This is a genomic window from Deltaproteobacteria bacterium (assembly GCA_016219225.1).
Lineage (GTDB): Bacteria > Desulfobacterota > RBG-13-43-22 > RBG-13-43-22 > RBG-13-43-22 > RBG-13-43-22.
Genome location: JACRBX010000248.1, coordinates 1 through 17026 on the forward strand (window position 1 = coordinate 1; position 17026 = coordinate 17026).

Sequence of the window (17026 nt, forward strand, 5' to 3'; positions counted from 1 at the left end):
AATAAAACCGGGGCAGGCTAGCGGTTTTGTTCAATCCCCAGGCCTTTTCGCTGACACTGGCGAAGGCCAGTCCCGGGGGAAGCATCAAGGCCTTCTGTGAACCGGAAACCAGGATATCAATATGCCAATCGTCGGTCTTAAGATCATAGACCCCCAGGGCCGAGATGGCATCCACGACCAGGATGGTCCCCGGGTACTTTTGGACTATTTCCCCGATGGCCTCCACCGGGTGCTTGACGCCAGTGGACGTTTCATGGGCCTGAATATAAACGGCCTTGATTGCCTTATCGTTTTCTAAAGCTGCCTCAATGCGTTCGGGCCGAATAGACTTGCCCCATTCCACATCAAGGGTAATGGCCTTCACCCCGTAAGCCGTACAGATTTCTTCCCACCGTTCGCCGAATTTACCGCCCCGGATCACCAGGGCCTTGTCTCCGGCCGACAAAAAATTAGTCACCGCCCCTTCCATGGCCCCGGTCCCGGAAGCAACCAGGATGAGGACCTCGTTTTTGGTTTGGAAAATGAATTTCAGCCCTTCCTCGACCTCGGCCAGGATAGCTGAAAATTGGGGGGATCGGTGATGGATTATAGGTTCGGCCATGGCCAGCAAGGTCTCCGGAGCCACCGGTGTCGGACCAGGGGCCATCAAATAACGTTTTTGCATAACGCCTCCAGAAATTTAGTAAAAATATAATTGGTGAAAAAAATTACATGATTTTTCTTTTACCAATTGGGTAAGGTTTTGTCAATACATTAACCCTGAATTAACCCGATTATGACCAAAAAAAAACCCCGGAGGGTCGCCCCTCCGGGGTTTTTTTCAGGTACGATTTAAAATTTAGAAAACAAACAAGAAGGTCAAACCGCCTAACCATTCCTTGCCAAGATCAGGCTTGTTGGCCTTGGTGGGATCCTTACCATAGTCATACATGGTAAATTCCGGGGATAATATGAAACCAGGAGCCACATTGTAGCGGATACTGATACCATACATCAACCGGGTATTGTTATCATCCGAATTGGCTAACTTGCCATAAACATCGCTGTTCTTGGCATTATCATAGCCGAAATATAAATGAGGCGTAGCCGGCCCGAAGGTATAGGCCAGATCCACAAAGGCATTCACACCCGTGGTATTCTTAACCTTCCCCTCGGCATCCCGCCGATAGGATTGGAAAGCACTTTCCAAAGCCAGCGGCCCGGCGATATTCTGGCCGTAGCCCCCTTGAACGATACCGGTAAAACCACCGACAGCCACTTTCACCGGTAATACGCCATACCAGGCCGTCATAGTATCATCAAATCCGCTGGGCATTTTATCCCATTTGATCTGTTGATACAAACCGGCCGGGTAGAGGCTGATGGCGCCGAAATTCAAATTCAACTTGACGGCGACGGTCGGCAGGGTGGCATAAGAGGTCCTGGTGCTATCGACCTTGACATCAGGCTGCAGCAAGGTAACGGCATACCCGAATTGCTTGGAGACATTCTGGGTAAAACGGACTTGCGGGTTCCGGGAATCATACACCGAGCCAAAACCGAAGCCGACCACATGGAAGCCGTTATTCAAACCCATGAGCGGAGAAGCCACGAGGGTGTACAAGTAACCATCGTCTTTTCCAGCCCGGATTTCGCAGTTGCCGAATTTATACCATCCATACAATTTACGGGTTTCGATGTAGTTGGTGGTACCCACACCCTCGCCCGTGGCACCCTGGACTTCACCGCCGTTACCCAATTCCCAGTAACCGCCGACGTCACCCACTTCAAAAGATCCTCTGACCCGGGAACTGTTGATTACCGAGGTGATAAACTGGGTGTTATCTTCCCCGGCCCCGGTCCTTTCCTTACTCCGGTTCCAGTAACCGAAATCTGTCTGGATCAAGCCGCCGATATACATCTTTTGACCTTTGGCACCGTCGATGCTAAAGGCCAGAACCGGCATGGCCAAAGCGGTTACCAGGCCCATGACCAATGCAATCAAGCCTAATTTTTTCATCATCTCTTTTTCTCCTTTTTGGTGTTTTTAAAATAATCTCTTCTTCTAAAAACATGCACTCCAATCCTTAAAAACCGCTACTGCCAACTTCCTTATTTTATTTCTAAAATCTGCCGACCACCCCCTTTATCCGAAATTTTTTCGAATCGTCTCTTTTGCATAACAGGTTGTATTTCTTATGTCAAGAATTTTTTTATGAAAAAGTTTATTTTTTTTATCTTATCTCATTAAATTAACTTGACAAAAAGTTGGATAGATTATTAAATTGGATATTAAGTTATGATGAACAGGTAAGAAGTCGCCAAAACTCGCATTACGTCATTCCGGCGAAAGCCGGAATCCAGAAATTATTTTGAGACAAAAAGACCCTGGATTCCGGTTTTCGCCCTCCCCTCCGGCCTGGAAACCCTCCGGGACGGAGGCCGGAATAACGAGCGAGAAAGTCAACCTGATTCGAGTTCAACGGGAAGGAGCCGGGACTGTCTTATATAAAATGTTTTCTTTTGGGGTTAATGCTCTGTGCTTCAATGATGATGGCGGGCTGTTCCTCCAATTCTTCTTCATCCAGCGGATTCGGGTCGGGGAGCGGTTATTCGGTCAATCTCACCGCTACGCAAACGAATATACCCGCCGGGGGTCAAACGACCCTGATCGCCTCGGTGAAAGATGCCCAGGGGAATCCGGTTAATGATTCGACGTCCGGTGCGGTTACCTTTACATCTTCATTAGGAGCTACTTTTCCGATAAATACAGGTATTATAAGCGGCGGGGTCTCTACCTCCACCTACACGGCACCGGCCTCCGGTAGCGCTACCATCCCCGGTGTGGATCAGGTCACGGCCTCCTATCGGGGGGCCTTTGCTTACGTCAGTATTTTCGTTTTTAAGCCATAAGATGATTCAAGGTTCAAGGTTCAAGGTTCAAGGTTCAAGGTTCAAGGATTTATCCTTTATAACCTTTATAACCTTTTCTTTTTTATTCCTGCTACCCCTTTTTGTTGCCTCAGCCCAGCCCCTGAAGCCCGAGCAGGCCTTTTCCCTTCAAGCCAGGGCATTAAAACCAGATCTTATTGAAGTCCGTTTTCAGATAGCCCCGGGACACTATCTTTACCGGGATAAAATGAAATTTGCCATTGAACCGTCCCAAATAAAGCTTGGCCCCCCCCAATTCCCGGCCGGTCAGGTCAAAGAAGACCCGGCCTTTGGACGGACCGAAATTTTTCGCGGCGAATCGGCCATTATGATCCCCATGATCCCGGTTACTTCAGCCGGGGAGCCGATAACCCTGGCCATAACCTACCAGGGGTGTTCGGATGCCGGCCTTTGTTATCCGCCAAAGACCCAAAAGGTCCGGTTGGCCCTGGCCCCCCTTCCTTCAGCCTCCTCTAACGGGCGGGGTATCAACCCGCCATTACCGGGTGCCGGAGTGGTTACGGAGACATCCGAAATCGCCCGGCTGTTCGGGACCGGTAACTTTTTCTGGATCATTTTAAGCTTCTTCGGGTTTGGTCTTTTGCTTTCTTTAACCCCTTGTGTTTTTCCCATGATCCCGATTATATCCGGGATCATTGTCGCTCAAGGCAAAGACCTGACCAAAAAGCGGGCCTTTTCCCTTTCGCTCACTTATGTGATGGGCATGGCCTTGACCTATTCGGCGGCCGGTGTTGCCGCCGGCTTCTCCGGCCGGTTGATTGCGGTGGCCCTTCAAAATCCCTGGGTTCTGAGCGCCTTTGCCCTGGTTTTTATCTTTCTGGCCTTTTCGATGTTCGGCTTCTATGAACTGCAGGTCCCCAGTTTTATTCAAAGCAAATTTTCAGCCGCATCCAACCGTTGCACGGCCGGGACTTGTACCGGGGTCTTCCTTATGGGCTTGCTTTCAGCTATTATTATCGGCCCCTGCATTACCGCTCCCTTAGCCGGGGCCTTGCTTTATATCGGTCAGACCAATAGTGTCTGGCTGGGTGGCTCGGCCTTATTTTCATTGTCCCTGGGTATGGGTGTCCCCCTGTTGATTATCGGCACCTCGGCCGGGGCCTTATTGCCCAGGGCCGGGACCTGGATGAATGCCGTGAAGGCCTTTTTCGGGGTCCTCCTCATAGCCGTGGCCTTGTGGCTGGTTTCTCCGGTCCTTCCCGAAACCCTCCCAATGTTTCTTTGGGGGGCTTTGCTGATCATCTGTTCCATTTATCTTTCCGCTCTGGACCCTCTTCCCCGGCCGTCCAATGGGTTCATCAAGTTCCAAAAAGGGGTCGGTATCATCGCCCTGATCCTGGGGGCAGCCTTGCTGATCGGCGCCATGATGGGCGGGCGGGACCTGCTTCAACCGCTCTCCGGAATCGGTCACCAATCAGCGCCGGTCTCCGATCAAAAAAACCCGGCCTCCCCGGCCGCCGGCCTGTCTTTTGAACGAATAACCGATCTGAATCAGTTAGACGTTTATTTAAAGAAGAGTCGCGGACAAATGATCATGCTTGACGTTTCAGCCGACTGGTGCACGGCTTGCAAAGAAATGGAGTATTCTACTTTCAGAGATCCTCAAGTCATTGAAAAAGTAAAAGGCCTGAAGCTCCTGAAAGCCGACGTGACCCAAAGCAACGAAGCGTCTATCGCCTTTTTAAAAAAATTCGGCCTCTTCGGACCGCCGGCGGTCCTGTTTTTTGATCAAGCGGGAAAAGAAATCCCGGAGACCAGGGTAATTGGATTTCACAAGGCGGGGGATTTTACAACAATCCTCGATAAGGTTCGGGCGCGATAATTCAAAACACCCACACTTCGGGGAAGCACCACGGCCATAATAATGAGGATGTTTTTTATAATATTCCACTTGCAGCTTGAAACTTGCAACCTGAAACTTCATTAAAAAAAGGGGGGCTCTATGAAAAAAAATCCAGAAAGTGCAGAATTGGGCATCAATCGCAGGGAATTTATAAAAGGAACAGCCGCCGCAGCGGCGGTCACCGCCCTGTCAGGTCCATTTTTCCCGGCCCTGGCCGCCAATCCAGAGATCCGGGTGGGCATGACCCTTACTTATTCAGGGGTCTATGCCATAGTCGGGAAAAGGGTGGAGAATGGAGCCCGGTTGGCCTTTGCCCAGTCCAAATTCAAGGACCAGGTCAAGTTCTTTGTTGAAGATACCCAGGGGAAACCCAATGTGGCCATTGAAAAGGCACAGAAGCTTTTCGAGAAAGAAAAGGTCCATCTGTTATTAGGGCCCATTGCCGGCCATGAATCCCTGGCCGTCAGTGAGATGCTCAAGCCGAAAAAGAAACTCATGCTTCTGGCCTACGGGGCCAATATCAAGCTCTGCGGCGAAGCCTGCAGCCACTACACCTTCCTCTGCGGCCATACCCCCTGGAACCAGAGCTATCCGGCTGCCGACTGGTTTCTGAAGACCCTGGGGAAAAAGGTCTACCTCATCGGAGCCGATTATTCCACCGGCCATGAGGTTACGAAATTCTTCAAGGAACCCTTTGAGAAAAAGGGCGGTCAGGTAGTGGGGTCTTTCTTCGCCCCCCTGGGGACAACAGAGTATGCCCCCTACCTGGCAAAAATCAAAAGTGCCAATCCCAAGCCGGATGGTATCTTCGGTTTCATCGGTGGGAATGATCTGGTTAATTTCACCAAACAATATGCCGAATTCGGACTCCAAAAAGAAAAAATTCCGATCATCGTCGGATTGGGAGGATTCGGTCCGGCTTTGCTGCCGGCCATGGGCGATGCCGCCATCGGCAATTACCATGTCTTTCATTACAGCCATTGGTTAGAAAACAAAGAAAATGATGCCTTTAAGGCCGCTTATGCCAAGATGTTTCCCGGTGAAATGGCGGATGAGAGCGTGATTCTTGGTTACGAAGTAGGGACAATGATGGTCAAAGGCCTGGAGGCGGCCGGCGGCAATCCGGAAGATACGGATAAAATCATCAATGGCATTGAAAAGGTGGATTACAGAAGCCCCCGTGGACACATCAAAATGGATCCCAACCATGTGGCCAATGTCCCTATTTATCTCTTCCAGGTCCAGAAAAAAGACGGGAAGTTTTTCCTTAAAACAGCCGCCAGCGTGGGAAACTTCGGTACACCTTATTCGGGTTCTGATGCCCCGGGCGGTGAGTGCAAGATGGCGAAGTAAAGGAAGCGATCAGCGATCAGCCATCAGCCCAACCCTTTTAATACCAATTTAATACCAAGGGCTAAATTATTACCGGTTTTTTAATACAGCGACTTTTTTTCTAATGTGTCTCCTTGTTCGTCATTCCGGCATGTTTTAAGCTTGTCCTCGAATGTCTTAATCGGGGAGCGGAATCCAGGGGTTTTGATTTCTCATTTTCTGGAAAAACCTGGATTCCCGATAAAAAAATTCGGGAATGACGAGAAAAGTGTCGCTGGAGTGTTAATTCGGCAATCCGAAATCCGAAATTGGAAGAGGACCCTGACGATCTTGGATCTTTCACTGATACTAACAAACCTCCTTTACGGAGTCACCATCGGCAGCGCCCTGATCCTCATTGCCAGCGGGCTGTCCCTGACCTTCGGGGTCATGGGAGTGCTCAACTTTGCCCATGGGGGATTGTGCATGTTAGGGGCCTATTTCGGCTATACCCTGGTCCAGGTTACAGGAAACTTTTGGCTGGCCATGATCCTGGCACCGCTGATCGTGGCCGGCATAGGGATTCTCATGGAGTCCTTTACTATTCGGCCCCTCTATGGGTTAAACCCTTTATACCAGCTTTTGTTGACCGTTGGTCTGGCCATGATCATCGCCAATGCCGTGCTCCTTTTCTGGGGAGGAGATCAGCTTGCCATCACCCTCCCTGTTTATTTTAAGGGCTACTTTCATTTTTGGGGTGTGGATTACCCCCGTTTCCGTCTGTTTGTCCTCTTGTTCAGCGCCGCCATTGCCGTGGTTCTCTGGATCACCATCAGCCGGACCAAATGGGGTATTGTCATCCGGGCCGGTATGCACGACCTGGAGACGGTCAATGCCTTCGGGATCAATATTTACCGGGTCTTCACCATCGTTTTTGCCATCGGGGCCGGCCTGGCCGCCCTGGCCGGGGTGATCATCGGGTCCATGCGGGCCATCAACCCGGAGATGGACTTTGAACTCCTGACCAGCGCCCTTCTGGTGGTCGTTATCGGCGGAATGGGCTCTTTTCGCGGGGCCGTGGTCGGCTCACTCCTTCTGGGTATCACCGATGCCTTCGGGGCTCAATTTTTTACCGGAGCTGCCAAATTTTCAGTCTGGGTGTTGATGGTTGTTGTCCTCCTCTTCCGCCCGGAAGGCCTTATTAAGGAGGATTAAAGTGAAAGGCCGCTTAACGTTCTTTATCGTTTTAGCCGTTTTGACGGCCTTTCCCCTGGGCGCCAATATCCTCTACAGCAGTTTCTATGTCTCCCTGCTCACCCGGATCTTTATTTATGCCCTGATCGTGGTCGGCTTTGACCTGCTGGCCGGGTATACTGGAATGATTTCTTATGGCCACGCCCTGTTTTTCGGCACCGGGGCTTATCTGACCGGCATGATTCTCAAACATTGGACTCCCTGGTTCTGGCCCCCCCTTTTGCTCACCGTCTTAGCCAGCGCCGTCGTCGCCTATATCATCGGATATTTATCGATCCGCACCCGGGAAATTTATTTCGTCTTTCTGACCTTTGCCTTTTCCCAGTTCTTTTTTGTTACCGCCAACACCCTGGAATTCGTCGGTGCTTCCAACGGCCTTTCGGGTGTTCCCAAGCCCATCATCTTCCCCGGGTTGAATCTTTCCGGGGAAAATTCCTTTTATTATTTTACCCTGGTCTGCCTTATTGCCGGCTATCTATTGGCCCGGTTAATCACCCGGAGTGCCTTTGGAAGGGTCATGGTCGGGGTCAGGGAAAACGAGGAACGGACCAAGTTCCTGGGCTACGATACCCGGAAGACCATCCTGCGGGTATTTGTAGTGTCGGGCATTTACGGAGGCCTGGCCGGTGCCCTTTTAGCGGCCTTCAACTCTTTTGTTTCTCCCAATCTCTATCACCCGGCCATCTCGGGGGAGATCATCATGATGGCCCTTCTGGGCGGCATGGGTACGCTGATCGGGCCGATGATCGGATCCGGCCTGGTAATCATTTTAGGGGATATCCTTTCCAGTTGGTTAGCCGAATCCTGGATGATGATCCTGGGCGCTATTTTTGCCGCCGTCATCTTATTCAGCCCCGGCGGGGTCATGGCCATCGGCCGCCGGATCGGGGAGCGGCTGAGAAAAGGAAGAGACCATGGCCATCCTTGAATTGCAGGGGGTTGGAAAAAGCTTCGGGGCCCTGCAGGTCCTCTCTCAGATCGATCTGGCTGTCGAAGTCGGTAAGATTACCAGCGTCATCGGACCGAACGGGGCCGGCAAAACCACCCTTTTTAATGTCATCTCCGGACGTTTTCCGGTCAGTTCGGGCACCATCCTCTTCAAGGAACGCGACATCTCCCGGATGAAAGAGCATGAAATTACCCTGGCCGGTCTGGCCCGCTCTTTTCAGATCACTAATATCTACCAGAGACTCACGGTCTGGGAAAACATCTTTCTGGCCGTTCAAACCCGGTCCCCGAAAAGGATGAACCTTTTTACCCGATTTCAAAAGATGGATGAGGTAAAAAGACGGACCGGGGAGATCCTGAAACGGATCGGCCTCGACCAGTGGCAGGGAATGCCGGCCGGTCAGCTCAGCCACGGCGATCAGCGCCATCTCGAGATCGGCATGACTTTGGCCACCGGCCCGGAACTCCTCCTTTTGGATGAGCCGACCAGCGGTATGTCCCCGGCTGAGGCCTCTCTGACTATGGACCTGATCAAGGATCTTTCCCGGGATTTTACCATCCTGCTCATCGAGCATAATATGGATATTGTCATGAACATTTCCGACACTATCATCGTTTTGAATTTCGGCAGAAAAATTGCCGAGGGCTCACCCGAAGAAGTGGCCGATAATCCGGAAGTCTGCCGGGTTTATTTGGGGGGGGTATGAGCGCCCTGACATTGGAAGAAATCCACAGTTATTACGACATCAGCCATGTCCTGCACGGACTATCACTTAACGTGCGAGAAGGGGAAGTGGTCTGCCTGTTGGGAAGAAATGGGGCAGGAAAAACCACCACCATCCGTTCGATTATCGGGCTTACCCCGCCACGGTCGGGGAAAGTAGCCATTTTCGGCCGGGAAATGCAGGGTAAAAAACCTTATGAAATCTTCCGCAGCGGTGTGCGCCTTATTCCCCAAGGCCGACATATTTTCCCCATGCTGACCGTGGAAGAAAACTTGAGGCTGGCCCTGGTTGCCACAGGCATCAAAGATGCTAAAATGGAGCTGGCCAAGGCCTATGCCCTTTTTCCGGTTCTAAAAGAAAAAAGGCATGACAAGAGTCGGACCCTGTCCGGAGGACAGTTGCAGATGGTAGCTAATGCCCGGGCGCTCCTGGGTCCGGCGAGATTAATCCTTATGGATGAGCCCACGGAAGGATTGGCCCCCATTGTTATAGAGCAGATCGGTCAATCCATTCTGGAAATGAAACAAAAAGGGATGACCATTCTTCTGGCCGAGCAACATCTCCAGATGGCCCTGAAGGTGGGAGACCGCCACTATATTATCGATAACGGTCATCTGGTTTTTCAGGGAACGTCGGAAGATATTCAGGCCAACGAAGAGATCAAGGCCACCTATTTGGGGGTTTCTAAAAAAAGCATTAGAATGCAAAAAGGAGAATGCGACTGATGGACTGGAAAATACATGTGCTCTATCTTGGGGATATCACCATTCCCAAGGCCATGGGAACCATAGGGCTGGACATGAATCTGGTTTTTCCCGCCCCCTATCTGGCCTTCCTGCTTGCCTCCGGCGACCGCAGGATTCTTGTGGATACGGGTATTCATTCCCGTTTTATCGTCGACGGAAAGGCCTGGGCCGGGGCCCCGGCCAAAGGTGGGGAATCTTTTTTATTGGAAGCCCTGAAGAAACATGCCACCCGGCCTGATCAGATAGAAACCGTACTTTATACCCATCTGCACAATGATCATGCCGGTAATGGCCACCTTTTCCCCGAAGCCCTGCACCTTTTCCATTATGATGAATGGAATGAACTCATCAACCCTCTTCCTTCGATGTGCATCAGACAGGATTTCGATCCCGCGGTCATTCCGGTCCTTAATAAATTTCGCTGTCGTAAGGTGGTGGGAGATGGGGAATTTACCGAGGGGATACGCTTTTATAGCACCCCAGGCCATACCCTTGGAGGCTTGACTTTCGCCATTGATACTGCAAACGGCCCTTATGTCATTCCAGGGGACGTCATCAATATTTACCAGAATATGTTTCCCAAGATGTCCTGGATGTTGGGTCTGGATGGAAAAAGGGTCGCTATTACACCCGCCCCCGATCGATACGGCTCCCTGGGGGTCCCCTCCGGGATTCTCTATGACCACTACGCCTGGTATCGCTCGATCTGGAAAATCCGCGGTCTGCTCAAAACCCCAAAACATCTTCTGCCCTGCCACGATCCGGCAATATGCGGCAAGACCTTTCCGGGGTCAACGATCGATCTGGAGATCCCTGAATAGGCAATTTAATTAAATTAAGAGGATAGGTGTAAAGAATAGTTATCTGCGGGTATCTGCGAAAATCCGCGTCCTAATTTAAATCAAGGAGGAAAGGATGGAAAAAGTTATCATCAGTGCCGCCCTGACCGGGGCGGCCACCCGTAAAGAACAGAATCCGGCAGTCCCCTATACCCCCAGAGAATTCGCCGAGGAATCCTATAAATGCTGGAAGGCCGGAGCGGCCATTGTGCACATCCATGTCCGTGATCCGAATACCGGCTTCCCGACGGCAGATCTTTCCCTGATCCGGGAGACCATCGAGGCTATTAGGAACAGATGCCCGGAATTGATTATCAATATGAGCTCGGCCATAGGGCCCGGGGTGACCCACGAGCAAAGAATCGCACCCATCGTGGAAATAAAACCGGAGCTGGCCTCATTGAATACCAATTCCATGAATTTTTCCGTGGTTGATCATAAAACCGGTCAGGTTTTAATGTTTGGCGACAACGTCTTCGATAATACCTTCAACATGATCATCGATTTCGCCAAAATCATGCGGGCCAATGGGGTCAAGCCGGAATGCGAGGCCTATGACTTCGGGGGCATTTACAACATCCTCCTGATTCGCAAACAGGGGATCTTCGAAGAGCCGATGCACTTCCAACTGGTCTTCGGTGTTGCCGGGGGGGTTCCCTTTACTCCGATGAATATGACTCATATGCAAAGCCTCCTGCCCCCTGACGCCACCTGGTCCGTCTGCGGGGTGGGGCCCAACCAGTTCCCGGCCGCCATCATGGCCTCCATCATGGGCGGTCACATCCGGGTCGGCCTGGAAGACAATATCCGGGTCTTGAATGGGAAAATGGCCGAGGGAAGCTGGGAACAGGTGGAAGTAGCCAGGCGTATTATTGATCTGGCCGAAAGAGAGGTCGCCACCCCGGCCGAGGCCAGAAAGATCCTCAGGCTGAAGGGATAAAAAAATCCCAGGCCCGTTACTCATAAAAAAAATTCACCCATCAATTAACGGTAATGGTTGCATGGGCGATTACCCCCTGGGAAGAAACTTCTATAGTATCGATACCGGTTGTCAGCGAAGCAGAATAGGTTTGTATAGTCTGGCCGATGTCGTTGGTGGTGGTTTCACAGATGGTTGCGAATAAATCAGGGGAACCTGGTTTCAATAAACCATTCCGGACCACCGTGGTACAGACATTGGTTCCTCTTGGGGCGGGGGCGCCTGTCCTGTCCTTGACTATCGCCAGAATCGCCGTCGTATTGCTAAAGAGCAACGGGTTTGTGCCTATCTGAATCGTAATGGTCCAACCTGTCCCTGTTCCTGAAGAGTTGCCGGAACTGGTCGTGCTGCTGGTCCCGGAATAGCAGGAGAGAACACCCAAAAAAGACAGAATGGTTATGAGCAGTCCAATCATTTTTACCAGATTTTTTAATCTGTCTTTTCTTCTTGCTGGAGACATAAGCCCTCCTTTTTTAAAAATACTCAGAGCGAAGAAAGGTACTGCTCATAAGCCGGCCGGTCCATCAGGCCATCCAACTCGGATGGATTTTTCAAAGAAATCTTAACCAACCACCCTTCCTCGTAGGGAGATGAATTGATCCGGTCGGGTTCATCATCCAAGACCCCGTTGGTTTCTATGACCACTCCGCTTACCGGGGCGATTACATCGGTAGCCACTTTGTTGGACTCCAGGGCGCATAACGTTTCTCCAGCCTTGATTTCAGTATCGATTTCCGGCAAATCCACGTAAATAATTTCACCTAATTGTTGCTGGGCATAATCCGAAATCCCGATGGTCCCCTGGTCACTGTTCATGGAAATCCAGGCATGTTCCTTATGAAACTTCAACTCGGCCATTTAAATTTTCTCCTTCTTCAACCTATCGTCTGTATAAGTAAATAAAGTTACAAGTTGCAAGATGCAAGTTTCAAGTATGAAAAACCTCAAAATGGCCGGCCTATCGCCTATAGCCCTCTTTATTACCATTTTCATATTCCATATTTTTTTTTAACCTTCCTTAAACGGTCTGTCAACTTTTAATTTTATAAGGGGCTGTTTGCACTCTTGGCTTGGATGTGGTAAAATTAACATGAAAACAGAAAAATACGAATACATCTTGGGATGAAAAAGAGGGAAAGAGCATGAGGTTAGCCCTGATAGGTCTGGGTCGCATGGGCCTGAATATGACCCGGCGTCTCCTTGGGGGAGGGCATGAAGTAGTTGTCTACAACCGTTCTCAGGACAAGGTCAAGCTCATTGAAAAGGAGGGGGCTGAAGGCACAGCCTCCTTGCAGGAGTTGGTAGCCGGAATGAAACCGCCACGGATTCTTTGGATGATGCTTCCGGCCGGCCAGGTCATTGATCAGCATATAGAGGATTTAACTCCTTTACTCTCTCCCGGCGATATCCTGGTTGACGGCGGCAACACCTATTACAAGGATGACATCAGGAGGGCCGATCAATTAAAATTCAGGGGAATTCATTATGCCGATGCCGGGGTCTCCGGTGGGATATGGGGGTTAAAGGAAGGCTACTGCCTGATGATCGGTGGAGAGAAAGAAGATTTTTTGACCCTCGAACCGGTCTTTTCGACCCTGGCTCCCGCTGAAGGATATGCCTATTGCGGCCCAACGGGGGCCGGTCACTTCGTAAAAATGGTCCATAATGGGATTGAGTATGGCCTGATGGCCGCCTACGGGGAAGGCTTTTCCCTGCTGAACGCCTCGCCTTATGGGAACCACCTGGAGTTTTCAAAAATAGCCCATCTTTGGAACCGGGGGAGCGTTATCCGTTCCTGGCTCCTGGAACTTCTGGAGGACGCCTTTAAAAAAGATCCGAAACTCACCTATATCAAGGGCTATGTGGAAGATTCCGGGGAAGGACGCTGGACGGTCCAACAGGCCATCGAATCGGCTGTCTCCATTCCGGTTATTACCCTGTCTCTTTTGCAAAGGTTTCGTTCCCGGGAAATGGACTCCTTTTCCGACAAAGTCCTGGCCATACTCCGCCAGGAGTTCGGGGGACACGGGGTTGTCAGCTCTCCGGATGGGCCGGGCCAGAAAACGGTCGGCCCTGAGTTAAAACAACCTTTCGAATGATTACAAGCAAATAAAGGAGATACATTCATGGAATCTTATTATGACCCTAAGGACCTTCCCCGGTTTCCGGAAATAGGCCAGGACGGATCGGAGCTGGCAGGAAAATTTTTTGATTATTATAACTGCGTTTTTTCAGAAGGGGAACTTTCGACCCGGGAAAAAAGTCTGATCGCCCTGGCCGTAGCCCATACCGTCCAATGTCCTTACTGTATCGATGCTTATACCCAGGCCTGCCTGGAAAATGGTTCCAATCTGACTGAAATGACCGAGGCGGTCCATGTGGCCGTGGCCATTCGGGGAGGGGCTTCTCTGGTTCACGGCATTCAGATGCGAAAGGCCGCCCAAAAGATATCCATGTAGATGATAATTTTTTTGGCTCGGATTTGACGGATAAACACGGTTAATGCCCTTTAATTTCTCAATAAAAAAGGCATCCGTTTTCTTGAGACCGCCATTCACCGAAGACGGAGAGCAGGTATCCATCAATTCCTTACTTGCAACTTGCAACTTGGAACTTGCAACCTTATTTTAATCAATTATGAACAAAAGCACCATAACGGCCATCCCGACTTTTCCCCAAACCCTGGCTCAACACAAACGCAGCATCACCCGGCTCAAAACCTCGACCCTTCAGATCAATATGGGCCTGCTCTGCAACCAGGAATGCCGCCACTGTCACCTGGAAGCCGGGCCCCATCGTTCAGAGATTATGACTGCTGAAACCATTCAGGAGGTGGTGGCCTTCGCCCGGGAAGGGGCTTTTCAGGCGGCCGATATAACCGGGGGGGCACCGGAACTAAACACCAATCTGCCTTTGCTCATCCGGGAAATCTCTCCCCTGGTCCAAAGGGTCTCTCTCCGTTCCAATCTGACGGCCTTGTCCGACGGAAGCCATGATCCTTTGAGAGCCCTTTTAGAAAAGTACCGGGTGGCCATTATAGCTTCCCTGCCTTCTTCAAACCCTTCACAAGCCGATGCCCAGCGGGGCCAGGGGATCTTTTTAAAATCCATCCGGGCCATGCAGGGCCTCAATGCCCGGGGATATGGTCAGGAGGGCTCCGGTCTGGAACTGAATCTGGTGGCTAATCCGACAGGGGCTTATCTGCCTTCCTCTCAGGAACAGATTGAAAAAAAATTCCGTCTCGATTTAAAAAACAAATGGGGTGTGGTCTTCAATCATCTTTATGCCTTTGCCAACGTTCCTCTCGGCCGATTTCGTCTCTGGCTTTCAAAATCGGGTAATCTGGAATCCTATTGTCAAAAGCTGGCCCAATCCTTCAATCCTGCAGCCCTGGAAGGGGTCATGTGCCGCACCATGGTTTCTGTTTCCTGGGATGGCTTTCTTTTTGATTGTGATTTTAATCTATCCCAGGGTCTTTTCATGGGAGGTAAAAAGACGCCCCTTTCTGAAGGAAAACCCCTCCTTCGTCCGGGGGCGCCGATCGCCGTCTCCGACCATTGCTATGCCTGCACTGCCGGGGCCGGGTTTACCTGAGCCGGGACAATTTGTTCCTGAGTTACAGGACCTTTGGAATTCGGATTGCGGATTGCGGATTGCGGAATTAAAAAAAAACCCTTTCTATGTTTCGTTGGTCCCCAAAGGGGCATGAGAATTAATTACCAAAATACAAATTTCGAAATGGTTGAATATCCGGTACCCCATAAGCCCCTTAAAGAACGGGCCATCCTCTTTACCCGCTATCCGGAAGTCGGCAAGGTCAAGACCCGTCTGATCCCGACTCTTGGTCCGGAAGGTTCCTGTGAACTGCACCGTCGGATGACCGAATTGGCTTTGGAACAGGTCAGAGAGCTTACTTTATCCCGCCCGGTGTCTATCGAAGTCCGCTTCGAGGGGGGAGATGCGCACTTAATGCAGGAATGGCTGGGTCCTGATTTGTCTTATTCTCCCCAGGGCAAGGGGGATTTGGGGGTCCGCATGGAAAGGGCCTTTCAGGATGCCTTCCGGGACGGATTCCAGGCCGTGGTCCTGATCGGGTCGGATTGTCCGGCCCGGACCTCAAAAATATTGCAGAAGGCCTTTGACGGCCTTGGCAATAATGACCTGATTTTGGGGCCGGCCCTTGACGGAGGCTATTATTTGATAGGGTTACAAAAAGCCTGTCCTTTATTTGCCAATATCCCCTGGGGAAGCCCCGAGGTCTTCAGGAGGACTCTGGAAAAGGCCCGGGCCCTTGGACTCAGCTTCTTTCTGATCGACACCCTGCTGGATATTGATCGGCCAGAGGACTTGCCCTTATGGGAACGGTGGAAAGCCGGTCTTTCGGAACCCCTGCCGGTCATTTCCATCATTATTCCAGTCTTAAATGAAGCCCGAGAGATCCCTTTGGCCTTGGCCCGGATTCCCTCTGAGCCATTTTATGAAACCATTGTCGTCGATGGCGGGAGTAATGACCGAACAGCCGGGTTGGCCGCCTTCTGGGGGGCCAAAGTCCTTTCATCTCCCCGGGGCCGGGCCCGCCAGATGAATACCGGTGCCCAAGAGGCCATGGGGGAATATCTCCTTTTCCTTCATGCTGATACCCGCCTGCCTGAAGGGTTTGCCGATCAGGTCTGCCAACTCCTTTCCAGACCTGAAATATCGGCCGGGGCCTTTCAACTCCAATTTGATCCCCCCCTTTTTGGACTGAGGATCATCGGGTGGTTGGCCAACTGGCGTTCCAGATTCTTCCAACTTCCTTATGGTGACCAGGCCATCTTCCTCCGGGCCGAGCGGTTTCGGGCCATGGGTGGGTTTTCGAATATCCCAATCATGGAGGATTTGGATCTGATCCGCCGTTTGGGACGCCAGGGCCGGATAGCCATCGCCCCCCTCCCGGTACTTACCTCTTCCCGGCGCTGGAAGAATTCTGGTATCTGGAGAACGACCCTTAAAAACCAGGTTGCCTTAGCAGCTTACGGAGTGGGGTTTTCACCGGATCGCCTGGCCCGCTGGTACCATAAAAAAAAGGGGTAAGGGGCGCCACAAAACATGAAAAACCGAATGTCGAATATCGAATATCGAATATCGAAGGCTGAAGGTTGCAGGAAGGGTTAACCCCTCTTGAAACCGGCAACTTTATTTCTTTAACTGACCCCTGCCCCCCGATCCCAGATCCCTGGTGTTAAAATCCTGTCCCAAAAACAAATTGCTTTTATATCCGCCTTGTCGGTATAATGACACTATCGAGTTTTTTGCAAAAGTTAAATTTAATTAATTTTTTAAAATTTAGACTTTTGCAAAGACCTCTACCTTATGTTGATTAGAAAAAGGGGATATTATGCCGCCGATTAAACTCTATACCTTAAGTACCTGCAGCCATTGCAATAGGGCCAAAAAATTCCTTAATGATT

General features: G+C 50.9%; 17 protein-coding genes and 1 pseudogene. 14 read left to right on the plus strand and 4 right to left on the minus strand.

Annotated features, from left to right (window positions below):
* Both HY879_20605 and HY879_20610 read right to left on the minus strand, forming a co-directional pair.
* Nucleotides 1–664, minus strand: a 664-nt coding sequence (locus tag HY879_20605) for an alanine--glyoxylate aminotransferase family protein (GenBank protein MBI5605742.1), incomplete at its 3' end; no start/stop codon positions are given.
* A 174-nt stretch (nt 665–838) separates the two neighbouring features.
* On the minus strand, nt 839–2002 hold the full coding sequence (locus HY879_20610; GenBank protein MBI5605743.1) for a hypothetical protein: 1164 nt from the start codon (nt 2000–2002) through the stop codon (nt 839–841).
* Between the two features lie 509 nt (nt 2003–2511).
* Here HY879_20610 and HY879_20615 point away from each other — a divergent pair.
* The 9 genes from HY879_20615 to HY879_20655 all read left to right on the plus strand — a co-directional run bounded on the left by HY879_20615 (nt 2512) and on the right by HY879_20655 (nt 11537).
* Nucleotides 2512–2892: a hypothetical protein gene (locus tag HY879_20615; GenBank protein MBI5605744.1), complete on the plus strand. Its 381-nt coding sequence runs from the start codon at nt 2512–2514 to the stop codon at nt 2890–2892.
* Between the two features lies 1 nt (nt 2893).
* Entirely contained in the window at nt 2894–4753 is a 1860-nt protein-coding gene (gene dsbD / locus HY879_20620; protein MBI5605745.1) for a protein-disulfide reductase DsbD, read from the plus strand.
* 120 nt (nt 4754–4873) lie between these two features.
* Nucleotides 4874–6127, plus strand: coding sequence for an ABC transporter substrate-binding protein (locus HY879_20625; GenBank protein MBI5605746.1), 1254 nt, complete (start codon nt 4874–4876; stop codon nt 6125–6127).
* A gap of 309 nt (nt 6128–6436) precedes the next feature.
* A complete protein-coding gene (locus tag HY879_20630; protein MBI5605747.1) occupies nt 6437–7300 on the plus strand; it encodes a branched-chain amino acid ABC transporter permease in 864 nt (287 codons plus the stop codon).
* Nucleotide 7301: 1 nt separating this feature from the next.
* A complete protein-coding gene (locus HY879_20635) occupies nt 7302–8267 on the plus strand; it encodes a branched-chain amino acid ABC transporter permease (GenBank protein MBI5605748.1) in 966 nt (321 codons plus the stop codon).
* Nucleotides 8254–8994, plus strand: a complete 741-nt coding sequence (locus tag HY879_20640; GenBank protein MBI5605749.1) for an ABC transporter ATP-binding protein — start codon at nt 8254–8256, stop codon at nt 8992–8994. Before HY879_20635 ends, HY879_20640 begins: the two co-directional genes overlap by 14 nt.
* Nucleotides 8991–9737 carry an ABC transporter ATP-binding protein gene (locus tag HY879_20645; protein MBI5605750.1) on the plus strand — a complete coding sequence of 249 codons (747 nt, stop codon included), beginning with the start codon at nt 8991–8993 and terminating at the stop codon, nt 9735–9737. Before HY879_20640 ends, HY879_20645 begins: the two co-directional genes overlap by 4 nt.
* Complete coding sequence (locus HY879_20650) at nt 9737–10579, plus strand: N-acyl homoserine lactonase family protein (GenBank protein ID MBI5605751.1); 843 nt, start codon at nt 9737–9739, stop codon at nt 10577–10579. The genes HY879_20645 and HY879_20650 overlap by 1 nt, the downstream gene beginning before the upstream one ends.
* Before the next feature lie 94 nt (nt 10580–10673).
* The gene (locus HY879_20655) at nt 10674–11537 is read left to right on the plus strand and encodes a 3-keto-5-aminohexanoate cleavage protein (protein MBI5605752.1); all 864 of its coding nucleotides are present in this window, start codon (nt 10674–10676) and stop codon (nt 11535–11537) included.
* A 40-nt stretch (nt 11538–11577) separates the two neighbouring features.
* Here HY879_20655 and HY879_20660 read toward each other — a convergent pair whose 3' ends face one another.
* Together HY879_20660 and gcvH are read right to left on the minus strand one after the other, a co-directional pair.
* Nucleotides 11578–12036 (minus strand): hypothetical protein, encoded by a 459-nt coding sequence (locus HY879_20660; protein ID MBI5605753.1) that lies wholly within the window; start codon nt 12034–12036, stop codon nt 11578–11580.
* Nucleotides 12037–12059: 23 nt separating this feature from the next.
* Nucleotides 12060–12434 (minus strand): glycine cleavage system protein GcvH, encoded by a 375-nt coding sequence (gcvH, locus tag HY879_20665; protein MBI5605754.1) that lies wholly within the window; start codon nt 12432–12434, stop codon nt 12060–12062.
* A gap of 284 nt (nt 12435–12718) precedes the next feature.
* Between gcvH and gnd the strand changes: the two genes are divergently transcribed.
* The 5 genes and pseudogenes from gnd (at nt 12719) to HY879_20690 (ending at nt 16649) form a co-directional block, all read left to right on the plus strand.
* Nucleotides 12719–13675 carry a decarboxylating 6-phosphogluconate dehydrogenase gene (gene gnd, locus HY879_20670; protein MBI5605755.1) on the plus strand — a complete coding sequence of 319 codons (957 nt, stop codon included), beginning with the start codon at nt 12719–12721 and terminating at the stop codon, nt 13673–13675.
* A 27-nt stretch (nt 13676–13702) separates the two neighbouring features.
* Nucleotides 13703–14035, plus strand: a complete 333-nt coding sequence (locus HY879_20675; GenBank protein MBI5605756.1) for a carboxymuconolactone decarboxylase family protein — start codon at nt 13703–13705, stop codon at nt 14033–14035.
* A 178-nt stretch (nt 14036–14213) separates the two neighbouring features.
* On the plus strand, nt 14214–15170 hold the full coding sequence (gene arsS / locus HY879_20680) for an arsenosugar biosynthesis radical SAM protein ArsS (GenBank protein MBI5605757.1): 957 nt from the start codon (nt 14214–14216) through the stop codon (nt 15168–15170).
* Nucleotides 15171–15314: 144 nt separating this feature from the next.
* Nucleotides 15315–15941 (plus strand): annotated as a pseudogene (locus HY879_20685) (TIGR04282 family arsenosugar biosynthesis glycosyltransferase).
* Entirely contained in the window at nt 15924–16649 is a 726-nt protein-coding gene (locus tag HY879_20690) for a TIGR04283 family arsenosugar biosynthesis glycosyltransferase (GenBank protein ID MBI5605758.1), read from the plus strand. The pseudogene HY879_20685 and the gene HY879_20690 overlap by 18 nt, the downstream one beginning before the upstream one ends.
* Nucleotides 16650–17026: the final 377 nt, after the last annotated feature.